Raw genomic sequence first — 17,137 nt, 5'->3', positions numbered from 1 at the left:
TGCATCAGTCCTGCACAACTTTTACGTTATTTTCGTTTAATGTAAGGCCAAGTTCTTTCGCTTTCGCTAAAATGCGCTCATACGTGCTTAACTCTTGCACTTGTACGTATAAATCGCGGTTTCGTTTTTCTTGCTCCTCAATGCTTGTTTGTAATTGTTGCACTTCTTTATTGACATGATAAATCGTAAATTGATTCGAAACGATTGTGACGCTACTATATAAAGCGAAGGCAAAAAACGAAACGAACACCATTTTTTCCCCAATCGTCCAACGTATATTTCGTTTTCGCTTTTTCTTTGGCGCGCGTTGGACGTGTTGTTCTTGTTGTACTTTTTGTACTTTTTGTTGAATGCGAACAGCAGCCATACATTTTCCCCCTTTTTACAGTTTTTCAGCAATGCGCAATTTTGCAGATCGTGCACGATGGTTATGTTGCAATTCTTCTTCAGACGGGACGATCGGTTTTTTTGTAATGATTTTTAATTTCGGCTTATATTCATCTGGAATGATCGGCAATCCTGGCGGCAAGTGCGGTGTTTCACTTGCTTGTTTAAATGCGATTTTGCAAATGCGGTCTTCTAGTGAATGGAACGTAATGACGCTAATTCTTCCTCCGGGCTTTAATAGATCAATTGCTTGTTCAATCGCTTCTTCAAACGCGCGCAATTCGTCGTTGACTGCAATGCGAATCGCTTGGAACACACGTTTGGCTGGATGTCCCCCTGTTCGACGCGCTGGTGCGGGAATCGCTTCTTTAATGACTTCCGCAAGTTCTGTTGTCGTTTCAATTGGCTTTTGCTTGCGTGTTTGCTCAATTTTACGAGCGATCGCTTTTGAAAATTTTTCTTCACCATATTGGAAAAAAATTTTCACGAGCTGTTCGTACGGCCATGTGTTGACAACGTCGTATGCTGTCAACGTTTGGTCACGATCCATACGCATGTCGAGCGGTGCTTCATGTTGATAACTAAAGCCACGCTCAGGCATATCTAACTGCGGGGACGATACACCAAGATCGAACAAAATGCCGTCGACTTCATGCACACCGTAAAGCGCCAGCTGTTGTTTCAAATAGCGGAAGTTGCTTTTAATGATCGTAAACTGACCACGATATCGTTCAAGTCGCTGTTGCGCATGACGAATCGCGATATCATCTTGATCAAAGGCAAATAGTCTTCCTTCTGGCGATAATTGCGATAATAAATATTCGCTATGTCCAGCTCCCCCGAGCGTACAATCTACATATGTGCCATCTTTTTTAATATTTAATCCGTCAACTGTTTCCTTCAATAATACGGTTACGTGATGAAACAATGATGTCACCTACCTAAACAACATATACATAAAAAATGAGTGCAATTGTATTGTACCATCATTTCACAAAATTCACTACTTACTTCCGAACTATTCTATTGTACATAAAAAAAATCCTGTACGCGACAGGATTTTTTTATCGACGAAAATAGTTAAAGATATACAATTTTATGCATTCCGTTCCAACGATAATCGACATGAAGAAGACGGTCAACAAAGTCTAAGCCGTAGCGATTCATATAGTAAAGCACGTTCCAAACCCGCTCTTGTGGCATATTGTTCGGGCGAAGCGACAGTTCAATGCGTTCATATTTGCGCACATGTACGTCATGTTTTTGCAACATGCGCCGTGTAATCAATTGTTGAAGATAATCGATTTGTGTCTCGACTCGTTCGGCATTTTTCAACATCACTCTTTCAAGATGCGGATCGACTTGCATGCCGAGTTGGCGAAGTTGCTCGTGAATGTGCGCTATCTGTTTTTTCGCTTCATGAAACGTCTCATCAAACGCCACAGGTTGATTGTTGCGCACCCATTCCTCTAACGCTTGCTTCGTGCCGTTTGTCAACGCCTCTGCTACTGTCATTTGCACATCCGCCAAGTCCGTAGCAATATGACGCTCGACAAGCGTGAGCGAAAGGCGCGGCACGATCGGCGGCATATGCCAATGGAAATGCTCAAATACTCGTTTTAATTCCGCCCAATAAGCAATTTCCCCCGGACCAGCGATAAAAGCGAGCGTCGGAAATAACCATTCTTGCATAAGCGGTCGTGTAACAACGTTGTTGCTAAACGATTGCGGCTCACTTTCGATTCGCTGTCTTAATTCGTCTCGCGTGAAACGATACACCCCATCTTTTGTGTAGAAACAATGTTGATCATCGTCATAATATAGCAAGCGACGTTGACCGTCATCATAAAATAAATGTGCGCACATCGGCGATACATCAATCGCTTGCTCATAGCCGAGTTGGGCGAGATGTCGTTGTTGAGTTTGCAACGCAGTTGTAATCGCTTCGTGTTCACGAGCGAGCGTCATAAACCATTCGCGCTCAATCGTCCGCAAATGCGGATGTGCTGCATCGACAATTACGATTCCTTCTTTCGCAAACAGCTTAAGTACGATCGTCGCGAAAAAGTCGGCCACCGTTTTTGACGTTGCCATGCATTCGTATATGTACGTACGCAATTCGTTTGTTACATTTGTTTCGCCAAATGTTTTGAATATGTCATCTATCCATTGTTTCAATGTATCTGCATCAAGATCGATGCGAGCAGCCATTCGCTTTTCTTTCGCGAGTGGCGAATACACATATTTTTTCACTTTTCCACGTTGTGCGACATGGACGTAATTAATTTCTGCAATGTCGTGGTCTTCAGATGCCATCCAAAATACCGGAACGACCGGCACACGAAGCTGTTGTTCTTGCTGTTTTGCTAATGTAATGATGGAAATGATTTTATATATCGTATAGAGCGGTCCGGTTAAAAGACCTGCCTGTTGCCCGCCGATGACGACGACGCTTTCTCGATGACGCAATTTTTCAATGTTTGCAATCGTTTCTTCACTTGCTTGAAACTGTTTATGATACGCAAGTAAATGATGAACGAGCGCATCGCGGGCATACGTCCGCTTTTGTAACTCATGCAAACGTTCTTCAAAAGAACAAGGATGGAACGCCTCGTGAACAGGAAACGTCCCTTCAATATATTCCGTAGCTAAACGGTTCGTTGCTGGCAAAGACAGCTCGATAACTTCCATTGTAAACTTCCTTTCTCATTCATGATGAAAATGCGATCATGACACGATGGATGACCCCATATATAAATAATCCCATATAAGCAGTTGCAAATAATAAAAATTGCATTCTCCAATATAACTTAAACGTTCGTTGTAACGATACATCGCCCGTTTTTTTCCAATATAAAATCATCCCAATCATAAATGTTACAATAAAAAAAATAAGCAATTCAACGATATACGATCGTTGAAAAACGGCTTGCAATAAAACATGAACAGCAAAAATAAAAAAAATGGTCGATCCGTTCACAGCGAAATGAAACGCCCGTTTTCCTTTTCGTTTAAAAATAGCTTTGGCAAGTGTAAATATAAAAAAAAACGACAAAAACGGCATAACAATCATGATAGCAATGAAAGAGGTGAGTATATCTTTCATCTCTCCGTCTCCCCCTCTAATTGTTTCCCTTTCATAAGCGCATATAAAAACGCGCTAATTGGGGCTGGGACGCATCGCTCGTTCGCTCGCTCAATCACATAGCCTAAAATCGCATCTAATTCCGTCATTCGCCCCGCCTCGATGTCACGCAACATCGATGAGCGATTGGCAGCCGTTTGTTGACAAACCGTTTCAATATGCTGCCATATACGTTCTCGCTGTTCAATCTGAAAAATAGATGTGACTTCATGAAACAACTGTTCCATCGCTTGCCGATACGGCGCATGTGTCACTAACATGCCGTTTGGTACTTGCAATAGAGCGGTAAGCGGATTAATAGCAACGTTCACCATTAATTTTTCAATTAACATCGTTTCCCAATCGCCGACATATTGGAACGGAAAACGGGCATCTGTCGTATATAGAAAAGAAAACGTTTCTTTTTTTCCGCGCCATACGCTCCATTTCGTTTTACCGACACCCGTATGGGAAACCGTCGTATCGTCGATTTTGAACGCGCCATGTTCAACAACCGCAAGCGCAATATGATGATGAGGCATGTGCGGTAAATGGGACACATGCCCCATGCCGTTTTGCAAAAACATCACAGCGTCCGCTCGAAGCATATGCATGTTTGTTTTCAATATGTTTGTTAAGTCGTATTGTTTCACCGCTATAAATAACACATCTACATTCGTTTCACGAACGAACGGTTCAGCATGAACACGATGCGTCGTCCGTTCATCGCCACAAATGACCGTCAGCCCATGCGTACATAATTGTTCTGCTTGTTCTTGCCGACGCGTATAAACCGTCACGTCATAGTGGTTACTGAAATACGCTGCCGTCAATAAGCCGACTGCTCCGCCCCCTATAATTCCGATGCGCACAATGCGATCCTCCTCTTTTTTTCCTATGTTTTATTGTATAAAAAAAAGTAGCTGGCGTCTATCAGCTACTACACAGACAATTGACGTGCGCGTTCTAAAATGTGCATCACCGTCTGATATTCTTGTTGCACCGCTTGCAGTTTCTTTTCAAGCTCTTCTTTTTCTTTTTGGAGCGTCCGTACTTGTTCGCGCAACTGTTCGATTTCTTGTTGCCCTTCCCCGCGTTGTTGTAACGTTTGTAAAAAAGAGATCACATCTTGCAACGTCATGTTTCGCTCGGCTGGTTGCGGTTCTTTTTTCTTTTTTCGTTGCTGTTTAGCAAGCTCTAACGCCTCTTCATATTGCTTCCGCACATATGCGTTCCAACGAAAACCACAAGCGGCGGCCGTTCGTGATAGTTTTTTCCCTACTTCTTCAAACGCGCGTAATTGAGTGCTTCCTTCGCGCACAAAAGCTATCACCGTTTCAGCGAGCAATACATCTTCTTCTTCTGTCCATGCATCTTGGCGCGTCATTTCTATCCCTCCTCGCTACATTTACTATATGAGTATGCAGCTAATAGAGAAGATAGAAGACTATTTGTTTCGTTTCATTAAAAATGATTGCACCGCTTGATCGTGTTCTTCGCTTTCCCATAAATATGCACATCGTTCGATTTCAGCGAAAAACCGTTGGCGAAACTGCTCTGTTTTCCAACGTGCCACCGCGGCTTCTTTATAAGCGCGCAATACAGCCGTTGATTTATTCGTATACTCCCTTAACTCTTTTTCACATCGTTCGCGCAACGAGTCAGGAAAAACGCGATGGACAAAGCCGATATGCTCCGCTTCTTCCGCTGTCATCGTTTTCGCGCGCAACAATATATTGAGCGCTTGATCGTACGGCATTTTTTCAAATAACATCGTCGCGCCGCCCCAGCCGGTCGTGATCGCTAAATTCGCTTGCACAAATCCGAGGCGCACCCCGGCACGCGCGAAACGAAAATCGCATGCGGTCGCTAATTCGCAACCTCCGCCGATCGCAGTTCCATTGATTAACGCAACCGTTGGCTTCGATAACGTCAATAAACGATATAAAATGTTTCCCATTTTCGCTAACATCGCATGCGCTTCTTCTTTTGTTTTCAGCTGATGAAACACTTGTAAATCGCCACCCGCGCAAAACGCCTCTTCTCCTTCCCCTGTAATGACGAGCACTTTCGCCTCATCATCTTGTTCAACGAGCGTCAGCGCTTGCTCGAGTTCATCCATGACTGCATAATCAATCGCATTTCGTCTTGCCGGACGACAAATGGTAAACGAGACGATGCCATGTTGTTTTTCGATCATTTTCCCTCTCCCCTTTACTGCATCTCCATCTTTTTTATTCGCTTTCCCGTTCTTTTTTCCTTCCAAATAAGAAAAGCGCAAGGGAGTGACCCTTACGCTTTTCTTATTTGTTTACAACGTCTTTTCCTTTGTATGTTCCACAAACTTTACATACGCGATGAGCAAGTTTCATTTCACCGCAGTTTGGGCATTCTACCATACCAGGTACGCGCAATTTGAAGTGCGTACGACGTAGTCTCTTTTTCATTTTCGATGTTCTTCTAAAAGGTACTGCCATCATTTCCACCTCCTTAAAGAGATTTAGGCGAATATGGAGGCCGGTGTAGTTCCGGATCTTCCCTTAAGATTCATTTTTGTTTTCGAAAAACTTTGCTAGCTTCGCAAGGCGCGGATCGATTTTGTTTTCATGTTCTTCTTCCGAAATGACCGTCCATCCTTTTCCTGATTGTGGAACGGCATCTGGATGATCCGGCTGCTCGCTAAACACTTGCATCGGCACTTCAAGAAGAATAAGTTCTTTGACGATCGGCATTAAGTCGATCGCATCTCCTTGAACAACATGTGACTCTTCATCGGTTGCATCATAATCGTTCAAAAAAAACGTTTCTGTGCTTTCGATGGCGAATGGATACGATACGTCCACGAGTGTACGAGAACAAGGGAGTTTCATCGTCCCTTCGATCGTTAAGTGGAACGTGAACTTTTTCGCGCTCACATCTGCCCGTCCGTGCACACGCACAGGGGAAATGTCGCGAATCGAGTCGTCCACTTCTTTCAATTCGGACACATCAGCCATTTCGTCAATCGTCAGCCCTTTATGTTGCAACTGATGAAGTTGATGAATAGACCATCTCAATGATAATCACCTCAAGACAACAAAGAAAATTATACGTTTGAACAACGGTTTTGTCAATATTTTTTCTTTACACTACTTCCATTATAATCAGCTTATACCCACTGTATCACGTTTTACATAAAAAAGAAAGGTGGACAATACATGAAAGCGGTCGGCATCGTTGTCGAATACAATCCGTTTCATAACGGGCATTTATATCATGTGCAACAAACGAGAAAAAAAACGAGCGCAGATTGCGTCGTCGCCGTCATGAGTAGCTCATTTACACAACGGGGCGAACCGGCGATCGTACCGAAATGGGAGCGCGCTCGCATGGCGCTTGCAGGCGGCGTCGATCTCGTCGTTGAACTTCCTTATACGTTTGCTGTTCAAACAGCTGAATGGTTCGCTCAAGGGGCTATTTCGATTCTCGATGCGCTTTTTTGCGAGCAATTATGTTTCGGAAGCGAGGATGGAAGCATCGAACCGTTTATAAAAACGGCTCAACTTCTCGTTTATGAAAAAGAGCAACATAACGAAAAAGTAAAACAATATATGCAACAAGGTATCAACTATGCAAAAGCGTATACGCTGGCCCTTCATGACATTGGTCACGATACGCTTGACGTTTCACAACCGAACAACATTTTAGGGTTACATTACGTCAAGGCGATTATCGAACAACGAAGCAAGATGATGCCAGAAACGATTCAACGAACGGTTGCTCATTATCACGATGAAACGCTTCCAGCAAACGATAACATTGCGAGCGCAACGAGCATTCGTCGCTTTTTACAGGTTAGTTATGACGATGTCGCACGCTACGTTCCGCATACAACATATGAAACGTTACAAACGTATCGCCATACGTATATGACGTGGCACGATTGGAAAAAATATTTTCCGTTTTTAAAATACCGACTATTGACGATGGAAGTAGACGACATTCAACAAATTGCTGAAGTGGAAGAAGGAATTGAATATCGACTAAAAAAAGCAATCATTCACGCCACGTCATTTCACGATTTTCTTTCGGCTGTCAAAACGAAACGATATACGTGGACACGATTGCAACGTATATGCACCCATATATTAACGAACGTCACGAAAAAAGAAATAGCGAAAGCAATCGAAAACAAGCGTGCAACATACGTTCGTCCGCTAGCGATGAACGAAACAGGGAGAGCGTATTTGCAAGAAGTTAAAAAGCGCATGACGTTGCCGCTTGTGACAAGCGCCAAACAAATGAGACACGATCCGATATATCAAATAGAAAAAAAAGCGACGCAGGCGTATTTTTCGATTTTGCCTGAGCCGCTTTGTTCGGAAGCGTTACAGCGCGAGTATAAAACTCCGCCGTTACGATAATTTTTGTAAAAATTGAACGGCATCATCAAACGTATCAACAGGTACAATTTTCATGTTTGTGCCAATATCTTTCGCTGTTTTGACCGCTTCTTTATAATTGGAATGTTTCGCTCCGCGTTCGTTCGGCGCGAAAAAAATGTCCGCTCCTGCTTTATGAGCAGCGATCACTTTTTGAGAAATGCCGCCGATCGGTCCGACTTCGCCGTCGATGTTGATCGTTCCGGTACCAGCGATGCGATACCCTTTCGTTAAATCTTCTCGGATCAATTGATTGTACACTTCAAGCGCAAACATAAGCCCAGCGGACGGTCCGCCAATTTGATCGGATTCAATGCGGACAGGCGGATCGGTAACGATATCGCGGTCGGTCATGACGGAAAGTCCGAGACCGACGCGATGCTTTTCTTTTGGAAACGGCGCAAGCGTCAACGTTGCTGTTTTTTCTTTTCCTGATCGTTTATACGTAATTCGGACGCGATCTCCTTTTTTCTTTCCGCTTACGTATTGAATAAATTCGTCTGCGTCGTTGAGACGTTGCCCGTCAATCGCAACTAATTGATCGCCGCTTTTCAGCACGTTTGAAGCTGGCATGCCATCAACGACATATAACACATACACCCCTTTATTTCGATACGAAAACGATTTGTTTGCTTTGTTATAGGCAACGGCAATCGCCGTTTCTTTTGAATTTTCCATCATTTTTAATTGGTGATGCGTATATTCTTCGTCGCTTTCCCCTTCTTGTCTTACTTCATCCATGCGGTACAACTCGTTATATTTACTCACATGCGCAAGCATAAACGAAAAAAGATTGGCTTGCCCCATGCGAACGGTCGTTAACATAAATTGTCCTTTTTCTTTATAGCCGCCTTGCACTTCAACGAGCGGACGTAACGGTTCCGCCGTTCCAGGCATCGTCACGTAATACGGCAAGTGAAAAAAAGTCGCAAAAGCGAGTAGTAGTGCAACGATGATCGTAATTCGAATATACCGTCTTTTATTCATTGTTTAAACCCCTTCTCTGCAAGCAATTGACGAATGATCGGAAGCTGTTGGCGCGTTGCTTCTTCTCCCATTTGAATCATCTCTTTCGCATGGGTAAACGCATACGAGCTATAACGCTCAAGCGATGGACGAATGACGACATCCGCTTGGGCGATACGGTGGGAAGCAAGTTCAGCTTGAATAATATCTAAACTTTGTAAAATGACATCAAAAATCGAGGTGATCGTATCGTTTTTTTTCACGGAAGCGACGTCGACAGCGATGACGACGTCAGCTCCCATGTCGCGTACGACGGCCGCTGGTACGCGATCGATCACTCCGCCGTCCACGAGCAGACGCCCGTTCCATCGCTCTGGCACGAAAATGCCCGGAATGGAAATGCTGGCGCGCACCGCATCTGCTATACTTCCTTTGCGAAACACAACTTTCTCCCCTTTTTGTAAATCGGTCGCCACGATCGCAAGCGGAATACGGGCGTCTTCAATACGCTTTTGTTTTGTCATGACCGAAATGAAATGTTTAATTTGACGCCCGGCAACGAGTCCCATTTTCGGGACTGTCCAATCGATGTAATCGTTGCGTCGAAACGCTGTCGCGAGCCGATATAATCGTTCCGTTGTCATGCCTGATGCGTACAACGCACCAACGAGCGCCCCCATGCTACTTCCGGCGATCATATGAATCGGAATGTTTTCTTCTTCCAACACTTTAATGACCCCGGCATGCGCAAAGCCGCGCGCACCGCCCGAACCTAACGCCAACCCGATTTTCATTCCTGCTCCCCCTTCCTGTTCAATACTATGGTCTAAAATGTCCACATATACTCGTATATTAAAACGAGTACGATCGGCAAATGAGGAGGCTAACGAACGATGAAAGAAAAATGGAAAACATTGCTGTTATCATCGATCATTATTTGTTTATGTATCGCATTACTTCGCTATCCGCAACATTCATTTGAAGCGGCGGTGCGTGGATTGCATATGTGGTGGGATGTCGTCTTCCCATCTCTTCTTCCTTTTTTTATTGTATCAGAAATTTTGATCGGCTTTGGCGTCGTTCATTTTCTCGGCGTATTGCTTGAGCCGTTCATGCGTCCGCTATTTAAAGTGCCGGGCATCGGCGGATTTGTTTGGGCGATGGGCATGGCTTCGGGATACCCTGCCGGTGCAAAACTGACTGCTCGCCTAAGACAGCAACAACAGCTTTCCGCTATCGAGGCGGAACGGCTCGTTTCGTTCACAAACTCATCTAATCCGCTCTTTATTTTCGGAGCGATTTCCGTCGGTTTTTTTCATAATCCGAACATCGGCATCATTCTTGCTTTGTCTCATTATCTCGGCAACATTTGCGTCGGGCTGATGATGCGCTTTTACGGAAAAGACGAAAGCAACGCGGTTCAAAAACAAACAAAAAGCCTTTTGGGCCAAGCGTTTCGCGCCATGCATGAAACGCGCTTAAAACATAGCCAAGCCATCGGAAAGCTGCTTGGGGATGCGGTTCGTTCCTCCATTCAAACGCTTTTAATGATCGGTGGATTTATTATTTTATTTTCTGTTTTGAATAAGCTACTTTATATTACAAACATAACGAAATGGCTAGCCGACATCGTACAATACGCCTTGGCATTCTTTCACTTACCTAGCGAATTAAGCGTTCCATTCATCGCCGGGTTGTTTGAAATTACGCTCGGCAGCCAAATGGCAAGTGAGGTAACAAACGCCACGTTATTACAAAAAGTCATTATTACAAGCTTTATTCTTGCTTTTGGTGGTTTTTCCGTCCAAGCTCAAGTCGCAAGCATTTTAGCGGAAGCGCATATTCGCTTTCAACCGTTTTTTATCGCTCGTATATTTCACGGTTTTTTCGCTGCTTTTTTCGCATTCATTCTTTGGAAACCGCTATATGTTCAGCCGCTTGAGTCGGCAGAAACGTTGCCTGTTTGGCTTCCGGAAGCGACGATCCGTTGGCCGATATTGTACATACATTGGATCGAGCAATATGGCTTTTTTGTGACTGCAATCGCATGTTTCCTATATGTCTTTTCGGCTTTCCGACGTGAAAAACCACCTGTTTAAAGGTGGTTTTCTGCATGAGCGAACTTTTTTCGGAGCGCTTCTTCGACAACTTTTGGCACAAGCTCGGAAATGTTGCCGTTATATTTCGCGACTTCTTTCACGATGCTTGAGCTTAAAAAGGAGTATTGGTTGTTTGTCATCATAAAAAACGTTTCAATTTGCTCATTTAATATGCGATTCATCGATGTAATTTGCATTTCGTATTCAAAATCGGAAACAGCACGCAAGCCGCGCAAAATGGCGCTTGCGTGTTTGCTTTTCGCATAGTCAACAAGCAAACCTTGATAACTGTCAACGACGACGTTATGTAAATCTTTTGTTACTTCTTCTAGCAGCTGCACTCGCTCTTCTGCTGAAAATAACGGTTTTTTTGATGAATTGTTTAATACGACAACATACACTTTGTCAAACACTTTCGCTCCGCGGCGAATAATATCTAAATGTCCATATGTGACAGGATCAAAGCTTCCTGGGCATACCGCAATACTTGCCACGTTTATTCTCCTTCCTCATCTACGTAAGCGTAAATCGATACAGCCGTAATGCCATACGTTTCGTGTTTCACTTTTGTTAAACGACCGATGTGAATGGGAAGCTCGACTTCCGCATCATGTTCCGCAACAAGAAAGCCGTCTCGTTGTAAAAGCTGATGCGCATCAACGATCGCGATAAGCGCTTCCAACTGTTTATTTTTATAAGGCGGATCAAGAAAAATTAAACGAAAGGTCAACCCTCTTTTTATAATTGCCTTTAACGCGCGTTCGGCATCGTTGCGATAAATTTCCGCTTGATCGGTCAAACAACAGGCAGCGACGTTTTTTTTCATCGTTTGCACCGCTTTTGCGTCATGATCGACGAAAATAACGCGATCTAATCCGCGACTTAACGCTTCGATGCCAAGTCCACCGCTTCCGCCAAATAAATCAAGCCCAAGTCCGCCGGAAAAATACGGACCGATCATATTAAACATCGCTTCTTTCACTTTATCTGTCGTTGGACGTGTCGTCATTCCCGGAACGGCTTGAAGCGATTTACCTTTACACTTCCCTGATATGACTCGCATCACTTTCACCTCACTTCTTATTATCGTAACATAACCGAAGAGAAGAAAAATATGATGATCATGTATACAATGAAAAACAATGGTCATACTGTTAGTAACAACATCGTTAATGATGTTGTTGCCAACCACGGAGAAGACTTACGTTCCCCATAAGTTCTTCCTCCGGTTTCTCCTCTCCCTTTTTTCCTTCTCTTTTTCGGCTTGTCCGAAAAAGAATGGAAGGGACCCTGCGGCATATGCCACAGGGCATTTTTTTGCCTTACTGACCAACCACGTGTATTTCTTCAGCCGTTTCGCTAATGTAGACGGAAAACCATTTCGGAAATTCCGTCCGTTCAATGTATAGCGTCCCGTTCCATTCTCGAATGACTGCATTTGTGCTGTTTGTAAAAAATCTCCAACGAGCATTCCCTTTTTCAATAAATACCGCTTCTCCCGAACGTTGAACAGTATAGCCGAGCGTGCGCATAATCGGAATAAACGGAAACAGTTGTTGATCGTCTTTTAATAAAACGTGAGCGTTTGGCAATTTCACGTCATTGACGACGAGCATTTTTCGCTCTGTAAACGTCATGTATGGTTCCTCGTTTTGAAAAAATGTCGTGTTTCCTTCGTATGCTTCGCCTAGCCATTCGTCTAATTTTTTCAACGTCAACGGCTGACCGTCATTTTTAGTGACTAGCGTCCAAAACGTTTGTTGTTGTTCTTTCGTTAACGTTTGTTGCAATTGCTGAAAAACAAGTTTCGCTCTTTTTGTCATCGGCTCCGTTTTCGTCATATATGAAACGAGCAAGTCCCATATCCAATCGGGAACAGTGCTATTTGGAAACCGATGCTGTAACTGCACGCGAACGTAAGCGCGCTGTGTGTCAGAAACGGAAGCTGTATCCGAGATAATGACGAACGTCGGCGTCATATATTGCAGACGCGATGAAGTAACAATTAACGTTTGCACATCGCTTTCTTTCCAAAACGATAACGCTGTTTCGTGAAGCGGTTTTGTCGCGTATATGACTAAATCACCGTTAAACGTTGGCTGCAACGGTTGCGATTGAAAATAAAGCGGAACGGTTTGTCCGCCTTTTTTCTCCCACATGAAAAAAGAAAAAGACGGTTTATAGACGTAACCAACGAGCTTTCCGTCTGCTGCCCATACCCCTTTCGGATGAACAACATCGGTGAGCGATACGTTCGTTTGTTGCGGCTGTGTCGTATGAAAATAAACGAGCCATTGTTGAATGAAAAGCGGTTCTTTTGGAACAATCGACACGCGATAAGTGAGCGAAAGTGTATTTGTTTTCGATGCGTCGACGATCGTTTTCCCATTTTTTTGTTCGACGCACGTTTTTTTCTTCGCACAAGAAATGTTTGTCACTTCTTTTGGCACCGTCACTTCATATGTGTCAGCAACCGCACCGCGTATATGATGAACGACTTCGATCGTTTTTCCAGTAAATGTTGCTTCAATATCATGTTGCAACACTGATTGTTTCGTCGCTTCCGTATGATATTCGTCCCATTGGTAATATAAAGCTCCTGCGCTAACGCCAAGGAAAAGGAGCATTGAAATAAAAGTTACTTTCCACATACGATAGCTCCTCATTCAGCAGTTTATATTATAACAATAGCAAAATTTCGCTGCATTGTCATATACCGTTTTCACTAATTGTCGAAAAAAGTTGAACGTGTTAAAGTAAATGAGGGAATACAACATAAAGTGAGGGAATGGTGATGATTCAACGTTTTATTGAATTAGGGGAAGGATATTCTGACATTTATGAGTTAATTGAAATTGCGAAATCAAACCGTCATCGTTTATCGGGTTTGTTTGCTTTTCATACGATGAAAGACGGCAAGGCGCTCACGTCGTTCGTCGTCGTGCTTCATCCGACAGATCCTGGCGATTTTCAACCGCTATACATTTGCCGTGAAGGCATTCCACACCCGTCTGTGAAAGTGACAAAACGATATGAGTTGTTCCTCGATTTAGCGAAGGAACTGAATCAAGAAATCATTCATTTGGACGTCAAACCGTCTAACTTTTTTGCGGACTTACAATTGTACTATCAGCATTTAATCGGCATTATGCGCATGAATCGATTTATTCCGCCACTACAGTAAGAAAAGCGAAAAGGATGTCAGCGATTGACATCCTTTTTTTATATGCCGTATTCGTATTCTCTCTCTTTGTCTGCTTTTGATTCGAATTCAACTTTCACATACGGGCGATATGAAGGTTCGACGCGTTTAACAAACGGAAGCGAAGCGAGTTTTCGCATCGTCTCTTCTGCTTCGTCCATGTTGCAATATAAAACGGCGTATTTTAACCGTTTCGATACGTAATGAACGTTTCCGTATTTCCGCAACTGTTTACTATGTTTTAACGAATACAGCCAAACGATAATGCCTTGACGCATTGGAAACATAAAAGTCCCATCCCCCTTTTTCACTTCGTCCGACAGCCACACGCGCCACCAGATCCGCATCCTCCACCGCAAGATAAAGAATCGAAATACGGATTTCCTGTCGGCACTTTAATGTTTTCAGATACGGCTCGACCGATCATCGTGCTAATTTCATCTAACAGCGACTGCATGTCTTTTTCTGCTTGTTTAAACGCGGCAATCGGACCGTATAAATCCAGTTCGCGTTTTGCCTCACGCACTTGCTTTGTGACTTCTTTGTAGTCTGGATGATATTTGCCAAAACGCTGCACCTCTTCGTACCGTTCTTTTAGCTGAACGAATCGGCGAATAAGTTGCTGCGCTTTTTCATCTTGTTGCATATGATAAAAACAGCGACGGTATTCCTCCGCCACGTCTGATTCGACAATCATTTTGCCAAGCTCTTCAGCAAAGTCTAACAACTGTAATCGTTCGATCGTTGCTACAATCACGAGCAACACCTCCACAACGGTATCATAACATGATTTCGCCAACAAAACAAATAAGTCTGGTTGCCCCAGACTTATGAAATCGTCACCGTAAATTCATGTGAGATGTTATATTTACTTGCATCGTTATGGACAAGTTCCAACCGAATCACATGTTTTCCAACAGGCAACCCACGAATAACAAAAGCCGCCGTTGTCGTTTCGCCCACTCGTTTCCCGTTCACGTAAATATATATGCGTCCTTGTCCGTCTTTTTTCGGATGCGTTCCTTTTGTAAACGTAAACTGATCGACAATACATTCGACAAATACGTTATTTCCTTTGACGAGATGTTTCACAAATAACGTTTGTTTTTGCTCAGCAAAAACGATTGTGCTGTCATGATGAACATACGTAGAAAACAAAAGCGCAATACATAAAAAAAAGAAGCGCAACACTTTCACCATCCTTTCATAGTGATAGTGTTTGCGTTTCTCGCTTAATTATGAGTGTCCTTCATCAGTTTCATCATCGCCATCATCATGTTTGCCATTTCGATCGTTTGAACGACTTGTTCGACTTTATGCGGCAACGTTTGTTTATAATAGTGACGCATTTGTTTTTCCATCTCTTTTATATCCAGCGGGCGTCTTGCTAGCCGGCGATACCATATCGGTTGCTCGCGTAAAAATTGATGAAGCTTTGGCTTCGCTACAATGTATTCGTATACGTCTTTTCTCATCGCCTATCTCCTTAATCTTTTCGAAACGAAAACGGATCTTTTTTCGTCTGTTGCATTTGGCGGACGACTTCTTGGATAGATGCAATCGCTTGTTGAACGTTTGTAATGTACGTTTGAAGTTCATTAACATCAAGGTGTTTGACGTAACTGGCTAGCTTTTGCATCAAATCCCCTTGATCTTGTTTGACATCGCTTGAGCGATATTCGTCCCACATGTCATCGTCTTCGCCAAACACATACCAATCGTTATATAACTCTTTCCACGTCTTTTTCCCTTGGCGCACCTCTTCAATCAGTTTCGGATGGTTTTTCACAAACTGTTTAAATTGTTCGATGGACATATCGGTCGCTCCTTCCTTGTTTGTTTGCCTATCATATATTACGACCGAACAGCCAATGCGTGCGCCTATTTTGGCTCAGAAAAAGGACGAATAAAGTTTTGCGTATAATGACGTTTATATACACCAACGCCTAAATGCGTCAACTCAGCATTTAACAACGTTTGCCGATGACTACGGCTGTTAAGCCACGCTTCGACAACCGCCGGTCCATCGACATATTCCGAGGCGATATTTTCTCCCGCTAATTCAAAACGAACGTTTGCTTTCGTCAACCGCTGTTGTAAATCTCCGTTCGTTGGCGATTCGTGCGCAAAAAAATCATTTTCTGCCATATCTTTACTATGTCCGTACGCCACTTCCGCCACGCGCTCATCCCATTTAAGCGGTGGAACACCGTGACGAATGCGCATGACGTTTGTAATCTCAAAAATTTGTTGTGCATTTGCTTGCTCGACTTGTTTTTCGAGCGTTTCATCCATTTCTATGCTCGGTAACGGACCGCGATATTCAAGTTCATATGGACGAAGCTTCACTAACGTTTCTCCGTCGACCCAGCGAATGCTTGATAATTTGCCGGTAAAACGATCAATATACAATTGTACGTAAACGTCGTCAAACGAAAGAAGCGGTTGAATGAGTAAATCTTCTTCTGTCAGTTGAAAGCGATATACCCCATCGTCCAGTTGCACATGAATTGTATCGTGAAGCGGCATCGTTTGTAATAGCTCGTTAATCGAGCGATCGAACTGAAACGGGGCAACGTTGACTTCCGGTCCACATGCATAAATTGTGACAACCCGTCCGTCAACAATACCGATTTGCATATACGTTTTCGGGTCGTTATATACCCACCATACGTAACCGTAAGCGGACGGATCGATACGTGCTGGTTGTCCGAATGTTTGTTTCACTTCTTCTTCTGTTTTTCCAATCCATGTACCAAGCCCTTGTACGACAGTTTTCTCGCTCGTTTGTTCACTCATGATCGATGTATCGTTTAAAGGGGCTTGTTCATCTGTTGGGAAAAAAGAAAAAATAAAAATAAAGATCGTAATTAGAGCAATGATCCAGCGCATTCATCATTCTCCCTTAGCTATTGTATGTACTTCCATTATATACAGC

General features: G+C 43.4%; 23 protein-coding genes. 3 read left to right on the top strand and 20 right to left on the bottom strand.

Annotation, left to right across the window (positions count from 1 at the left end; translation table 11 throughout):
• Window positions 1-4: 4 nt before the first annotated feature.
• The 9 genes from ftsL to ETB99_RS01470 form a co-directional block, all read right to left on the bottom strand.
• Window positions 5-367 carry a cell division protein FtsL gene (gene ftsL, locus ETB99_RS01510; RefSeq protein WP_006321443.1) on the bottom strand — a complete coding sequence of 121 codons (363 nt, stop codon included), beginning with the start codon at window positions 365-367 and terminating at the stop codon, window positions 5-7.
• 15 nt (window positions 368-382) lie between these two features.
• Window positions 383-1,315: a 16S rRNA (cytosine(1402)-N(4))-methyltransferase RsmH gene (gene rsmH / locus ETB99_RS01505; RefSeq protein WP_035020299.1), complete on the bottom strand. Its 933-nt coding sequence runs from the start codon at window positions 1,313-1,315 to the stop codon at window positions 383-385.
• Between the two features lie 152 nt (window positions 1,316-1,467).
• Complete coding sequence (gene bshC, locus ETB99_RS01500; protein ID WP_129000079.1) at window positions 1,468-3,078, bottom strand: bacillithiol biosynthesis cysteine-adding enzyme BshC; 1,611 nt, start codon at window positions 3,076-3,078, stop codon at window positions 1,468-1,470.
• Between the two features lie 19 nt (window positions 3,079-3,097).
• Window positions 3,098-3,493 (bottom strand): DUF3397 domain-containing protein, encoded by a 396-nt coding sequence (locus ETB99_RS01495; RefSeq protein ID WP_077429499.1) that lies wholly within the window; start codon window positions 3,491-3,493, stop codon window positions 3,098-3,100.
• Window positions 3,490-4,383 (bottom strand): 2-dehydropantoate 2-reductase, encoded by an 894-nt coding sequence (locus ETB99_RS01490; protein ID WP_129000078.1) that lies wholly within the window; start codon window positions 4,381-4,383, stop codon window positions 3,490-3,492. The genes ETB99_RS01495 and ETB99_RS01490 overlap by 4 nt, the downstream gene beginning before the upstream one ends.
• A 68-nt stretch (window positions 4,384-4,451) precedes the next feature.
• Window positions 4,452-4,898, bottom strand: a complete 447-nt coding sequence (locus ETB99_RS01485; RefSeq protein ID WP_077429501.1) for an RsfA family transcriptional regulator — start codon at window positions 4,896-4,898, stop codon at window positions 4,452-4,454.
• Window positions 4,899-4,958: 60 nt separating this feature from the next.
• Complete coding sequence (locus tag ETB99_RS01480) at window positions 4,959-5,792, bottom strand: enoyl-CoA hydratase/isomerase family protein (protein ID WP_077429502.1); 834 nt, start codon at window positions 5,790-5,792, stop codon at window positions 4,959-4,961.
• Window positions 5,793-5,814: 22 nt separating this feature from the next.
• Window positions 5,815-5,988, bottom strand: a complete 174-nt coding sequence (rpmF, locus tag ETB99_RS01475; protein WP_003395111.1) for a 50S ribosomal protein L32 — start codon at window positions 5,986-5,988, stop codon at window positions 5,815-5,817.
• Window positions 5,989-6,051: 63 nt separating this feature from the next.
• Window positions 6,052-6,567 (bottom strand): YceD family protein, encoded by a 516-nt coding sequence (locus tag ETB99_RS01470; RefSeq protein ID WP_006321425.1) that lies wholly within the window; start codon window positions 6,565-6,567, stop codon window positions 6,052-6,054.
• Window positions 6,568-6,708: 141 nt separating this feature from the next.
• Between ETB99_RS01470 and ETB99_RS01465 the strand changes: the two genes are divergently transcribed.
• Window positions 6,709-7,914, top strand: a complete 1,206-nt coding sequence (locus ETB99_RS01465; RefSeq protein WP_171699751.1) for a nucleotidyltransferase — start codon at window positions 6,709-6,711, stop codon at window positions 7,912-7,914.
• On the opposite strand, the gene ETB99_RS01460 is transcribed toward ETB99_RS01465, so the two are convergent.
• The gene (locus ETB99_RS01460; protein WP_171699750.1) at window positions 7,906-8,919 is read right to left on the bottom strand and encodes a SepM family pheromone-processing serine protease; all 1,014 of its coding nucleotides are present in this window, start codon (window positions 8,917-8,919) and stop codon (window positions 7,906-7,908) included. The two genes, ETB99_RS01465 and ETB99_RS01460, sit on opposite strands and share 9 nt — an antisense overlap.
• Window positions 8,916-9,692 (bottom strand): patatin-like phospholipase family protein, encoded by a 777-nt coding sequence (locus ETB99_RS01455; protein ID WP_035020294.1) that lies wholly within the window; start codon window positions 9,690-9,692, stop codon window positions 8,916-8,918. The genes ETB99_RS01460 and ETB99_RS01455 overlap by 4 nt, the downstream gene beginning before the upstream one ends.
• Window positions 9,693-9,791: 99 nt before the next feature.
• On the opposite strand from ETB99_RS01455, the gene ylbJ reads away from it, so the two are divergent.
• A complete protein-coding gene (gene ylbJ, locus ETB99_RS01450) occupies window positions 9,792-10,997 on the top strand; it encodes a sporulation integral membrane protein YlbJ (RefSeq protein ID WP_171699749.1) in 1,206 nt (401 codons plus the stop codon).
• Here ylbJ and coaD read toward each other — a convergent pair.
• From coaD to ETB99_RS01435, 3 genes are all read right to left on the bottom strand, one after another.
• Window positions 10,994-11,491 carry a pantetheine-phosphate adenylyltransferase gene (coaD, locus tag ETB99_RS01445; RefSeq protein WP_006321418.1) on the bottom strand — a complete coding sequence of 166 codons (498 nt, stop codon included), beginning with the start codon at window positions 11,489-11,491 and terminating at the stop codon, window positions 10,994-10,996. The genes ylbJ and coaD overlap by 4 nt on opposite strands.
• Before the next feature lie 2 nt (window positions 11,492-11,493).
• Window positions 11,494-12,060 (bottom strand): 16S rRNA (guanine(966)-N(2))-methyltransferase RsmD, encoded by a 567-nt coding sequence (gene rsmD / locus ETB99_RS01440; RefSeq protein ID WP_216366024.1) that lies wholly within the window; start codon window positions 12,058-12,060, stop codon window positions 11,494-11,496.
• Between the two features lie 259 nt (window positions 12,061-12,319).
• Entirely contained in the window at window positions 12,320-13,648 is a 1,329-nt protein-coding gene (locus ETB99_RS01435; RefSeq protein ID WP_077429508.1) for a hypothetical protein, read from the bottom strand.
• 143 nt (window positions 13,649-13,791) lie between these two features.
• Here ETB99_RS01435 and ETB99_RS01430 point away from each other — a divergent pair, with 143 nt between their 5' ends.
• Window positions 13,792-14,181, top strand: coding sequence for a DUF7147 family protein (locus ETB99_RS01430; protein ID WP_004891245.1), 390 nt, complete (start codon window positions 13,792-13,794; stop codon window positions 14,179-14,181).
• A 38-nt stretch (window positions 14,182-14,219) separates the two neighbouring features.
• Here the strand turns inward: ETB99_RS01430 and ETB99_RS01425 are convergent, their stop codons facing one another.
• The 6 genes from ETB99_RS01425 to ETB99_RS01400 form a co-directional block, all read right to left on the bottom strand.
• Entirely contained in the window at window positions 14,220-14,486 is a 267-nt protein-coding gene (locus tag ETB99_RS01425) for a YlbG family protein (protein WP_004891246.1), read from the bottom strand.
• A gap of 20 nt (window positions 14,487-14,506) precedes the next feature.
• Entirely contained in the window at window positions 14,507-14,956 is a 450-nt protein-coding gene (locus ETB99_RS01420; RefSeq protein ID WP_035020289.1) for a YlbF/YmcA family competence regulator, read from the bottom strand.
• Window positions 14,957-15,027: 71 nt separating this feature from the next.
• Window positions 15,028-15,396 (bottom strand): hypothetical protein, encoded by a 369-nt coding sequence (locus tag ETB99_RS01415; RefSeq protein WP_077429509.1) that lies wholly within the window; start codon window positions 15,394-15,396, stop codon window positions 15,028-15,030.
• 35 nt (window positions 15,397-15,431) lie between these two features.
• Window positions 15,432-15,674, bottom strand: a complete 243-nt coding sequence (locus tag ETB99_RS01410) for a YlbE-like family protein (protein ID WP_077429510.1) — start codon at window positions 15,672-15,674, stop codon at window positions 15,432-15,434.
• A gap of 11 nt (window positions 15,675-15,685) precedes the next feature.
• Window positions 15,686-16,015: a YlbD family protein gene (locus ETB99_RS01405; RefSeq protein ID WP_077429511.1), complete on the bottom strand. Its 330-nt coding sequence runs from the start codon at window positions 16,013-16,015 to the stop codon at window positions 15,686-15,688.
• A 65-nt stretch (window positions 16,016-16,080) separates the two neighbouring features.
• Window positions 16,081-17,091: a CAP domain-containing protein gene (locus ETB99_RS01400; protein ID WP_171699748.1), complete on the bottom strand. Its 1,011-nt coding sequence runs from the start codon at window positions 17,089-17,091 to the stop codon at window positions 16,081-16,083.
• Window positions 17,092-17,137 lie beyond the last annotated feature (46 nt).

Origin of the sequence: Anoxybacillus sp. CHMUD, from assembly GCF_013096965.1 — a bacterium.
In the GTDB taxonomy this organism is placed as follows: domain Bacteria; phylum Bacillota; class Bacilli; order Bacillales; family Anoxybacillaceae; genus Anoxybacillus; species Anoxybacillus kestanbolensis_A.
The sequence above is the reverse complement of the archived record's forward strand: the minus strand, read 5'-3'. Positions and strand labels throughout refer to the sequence as shown.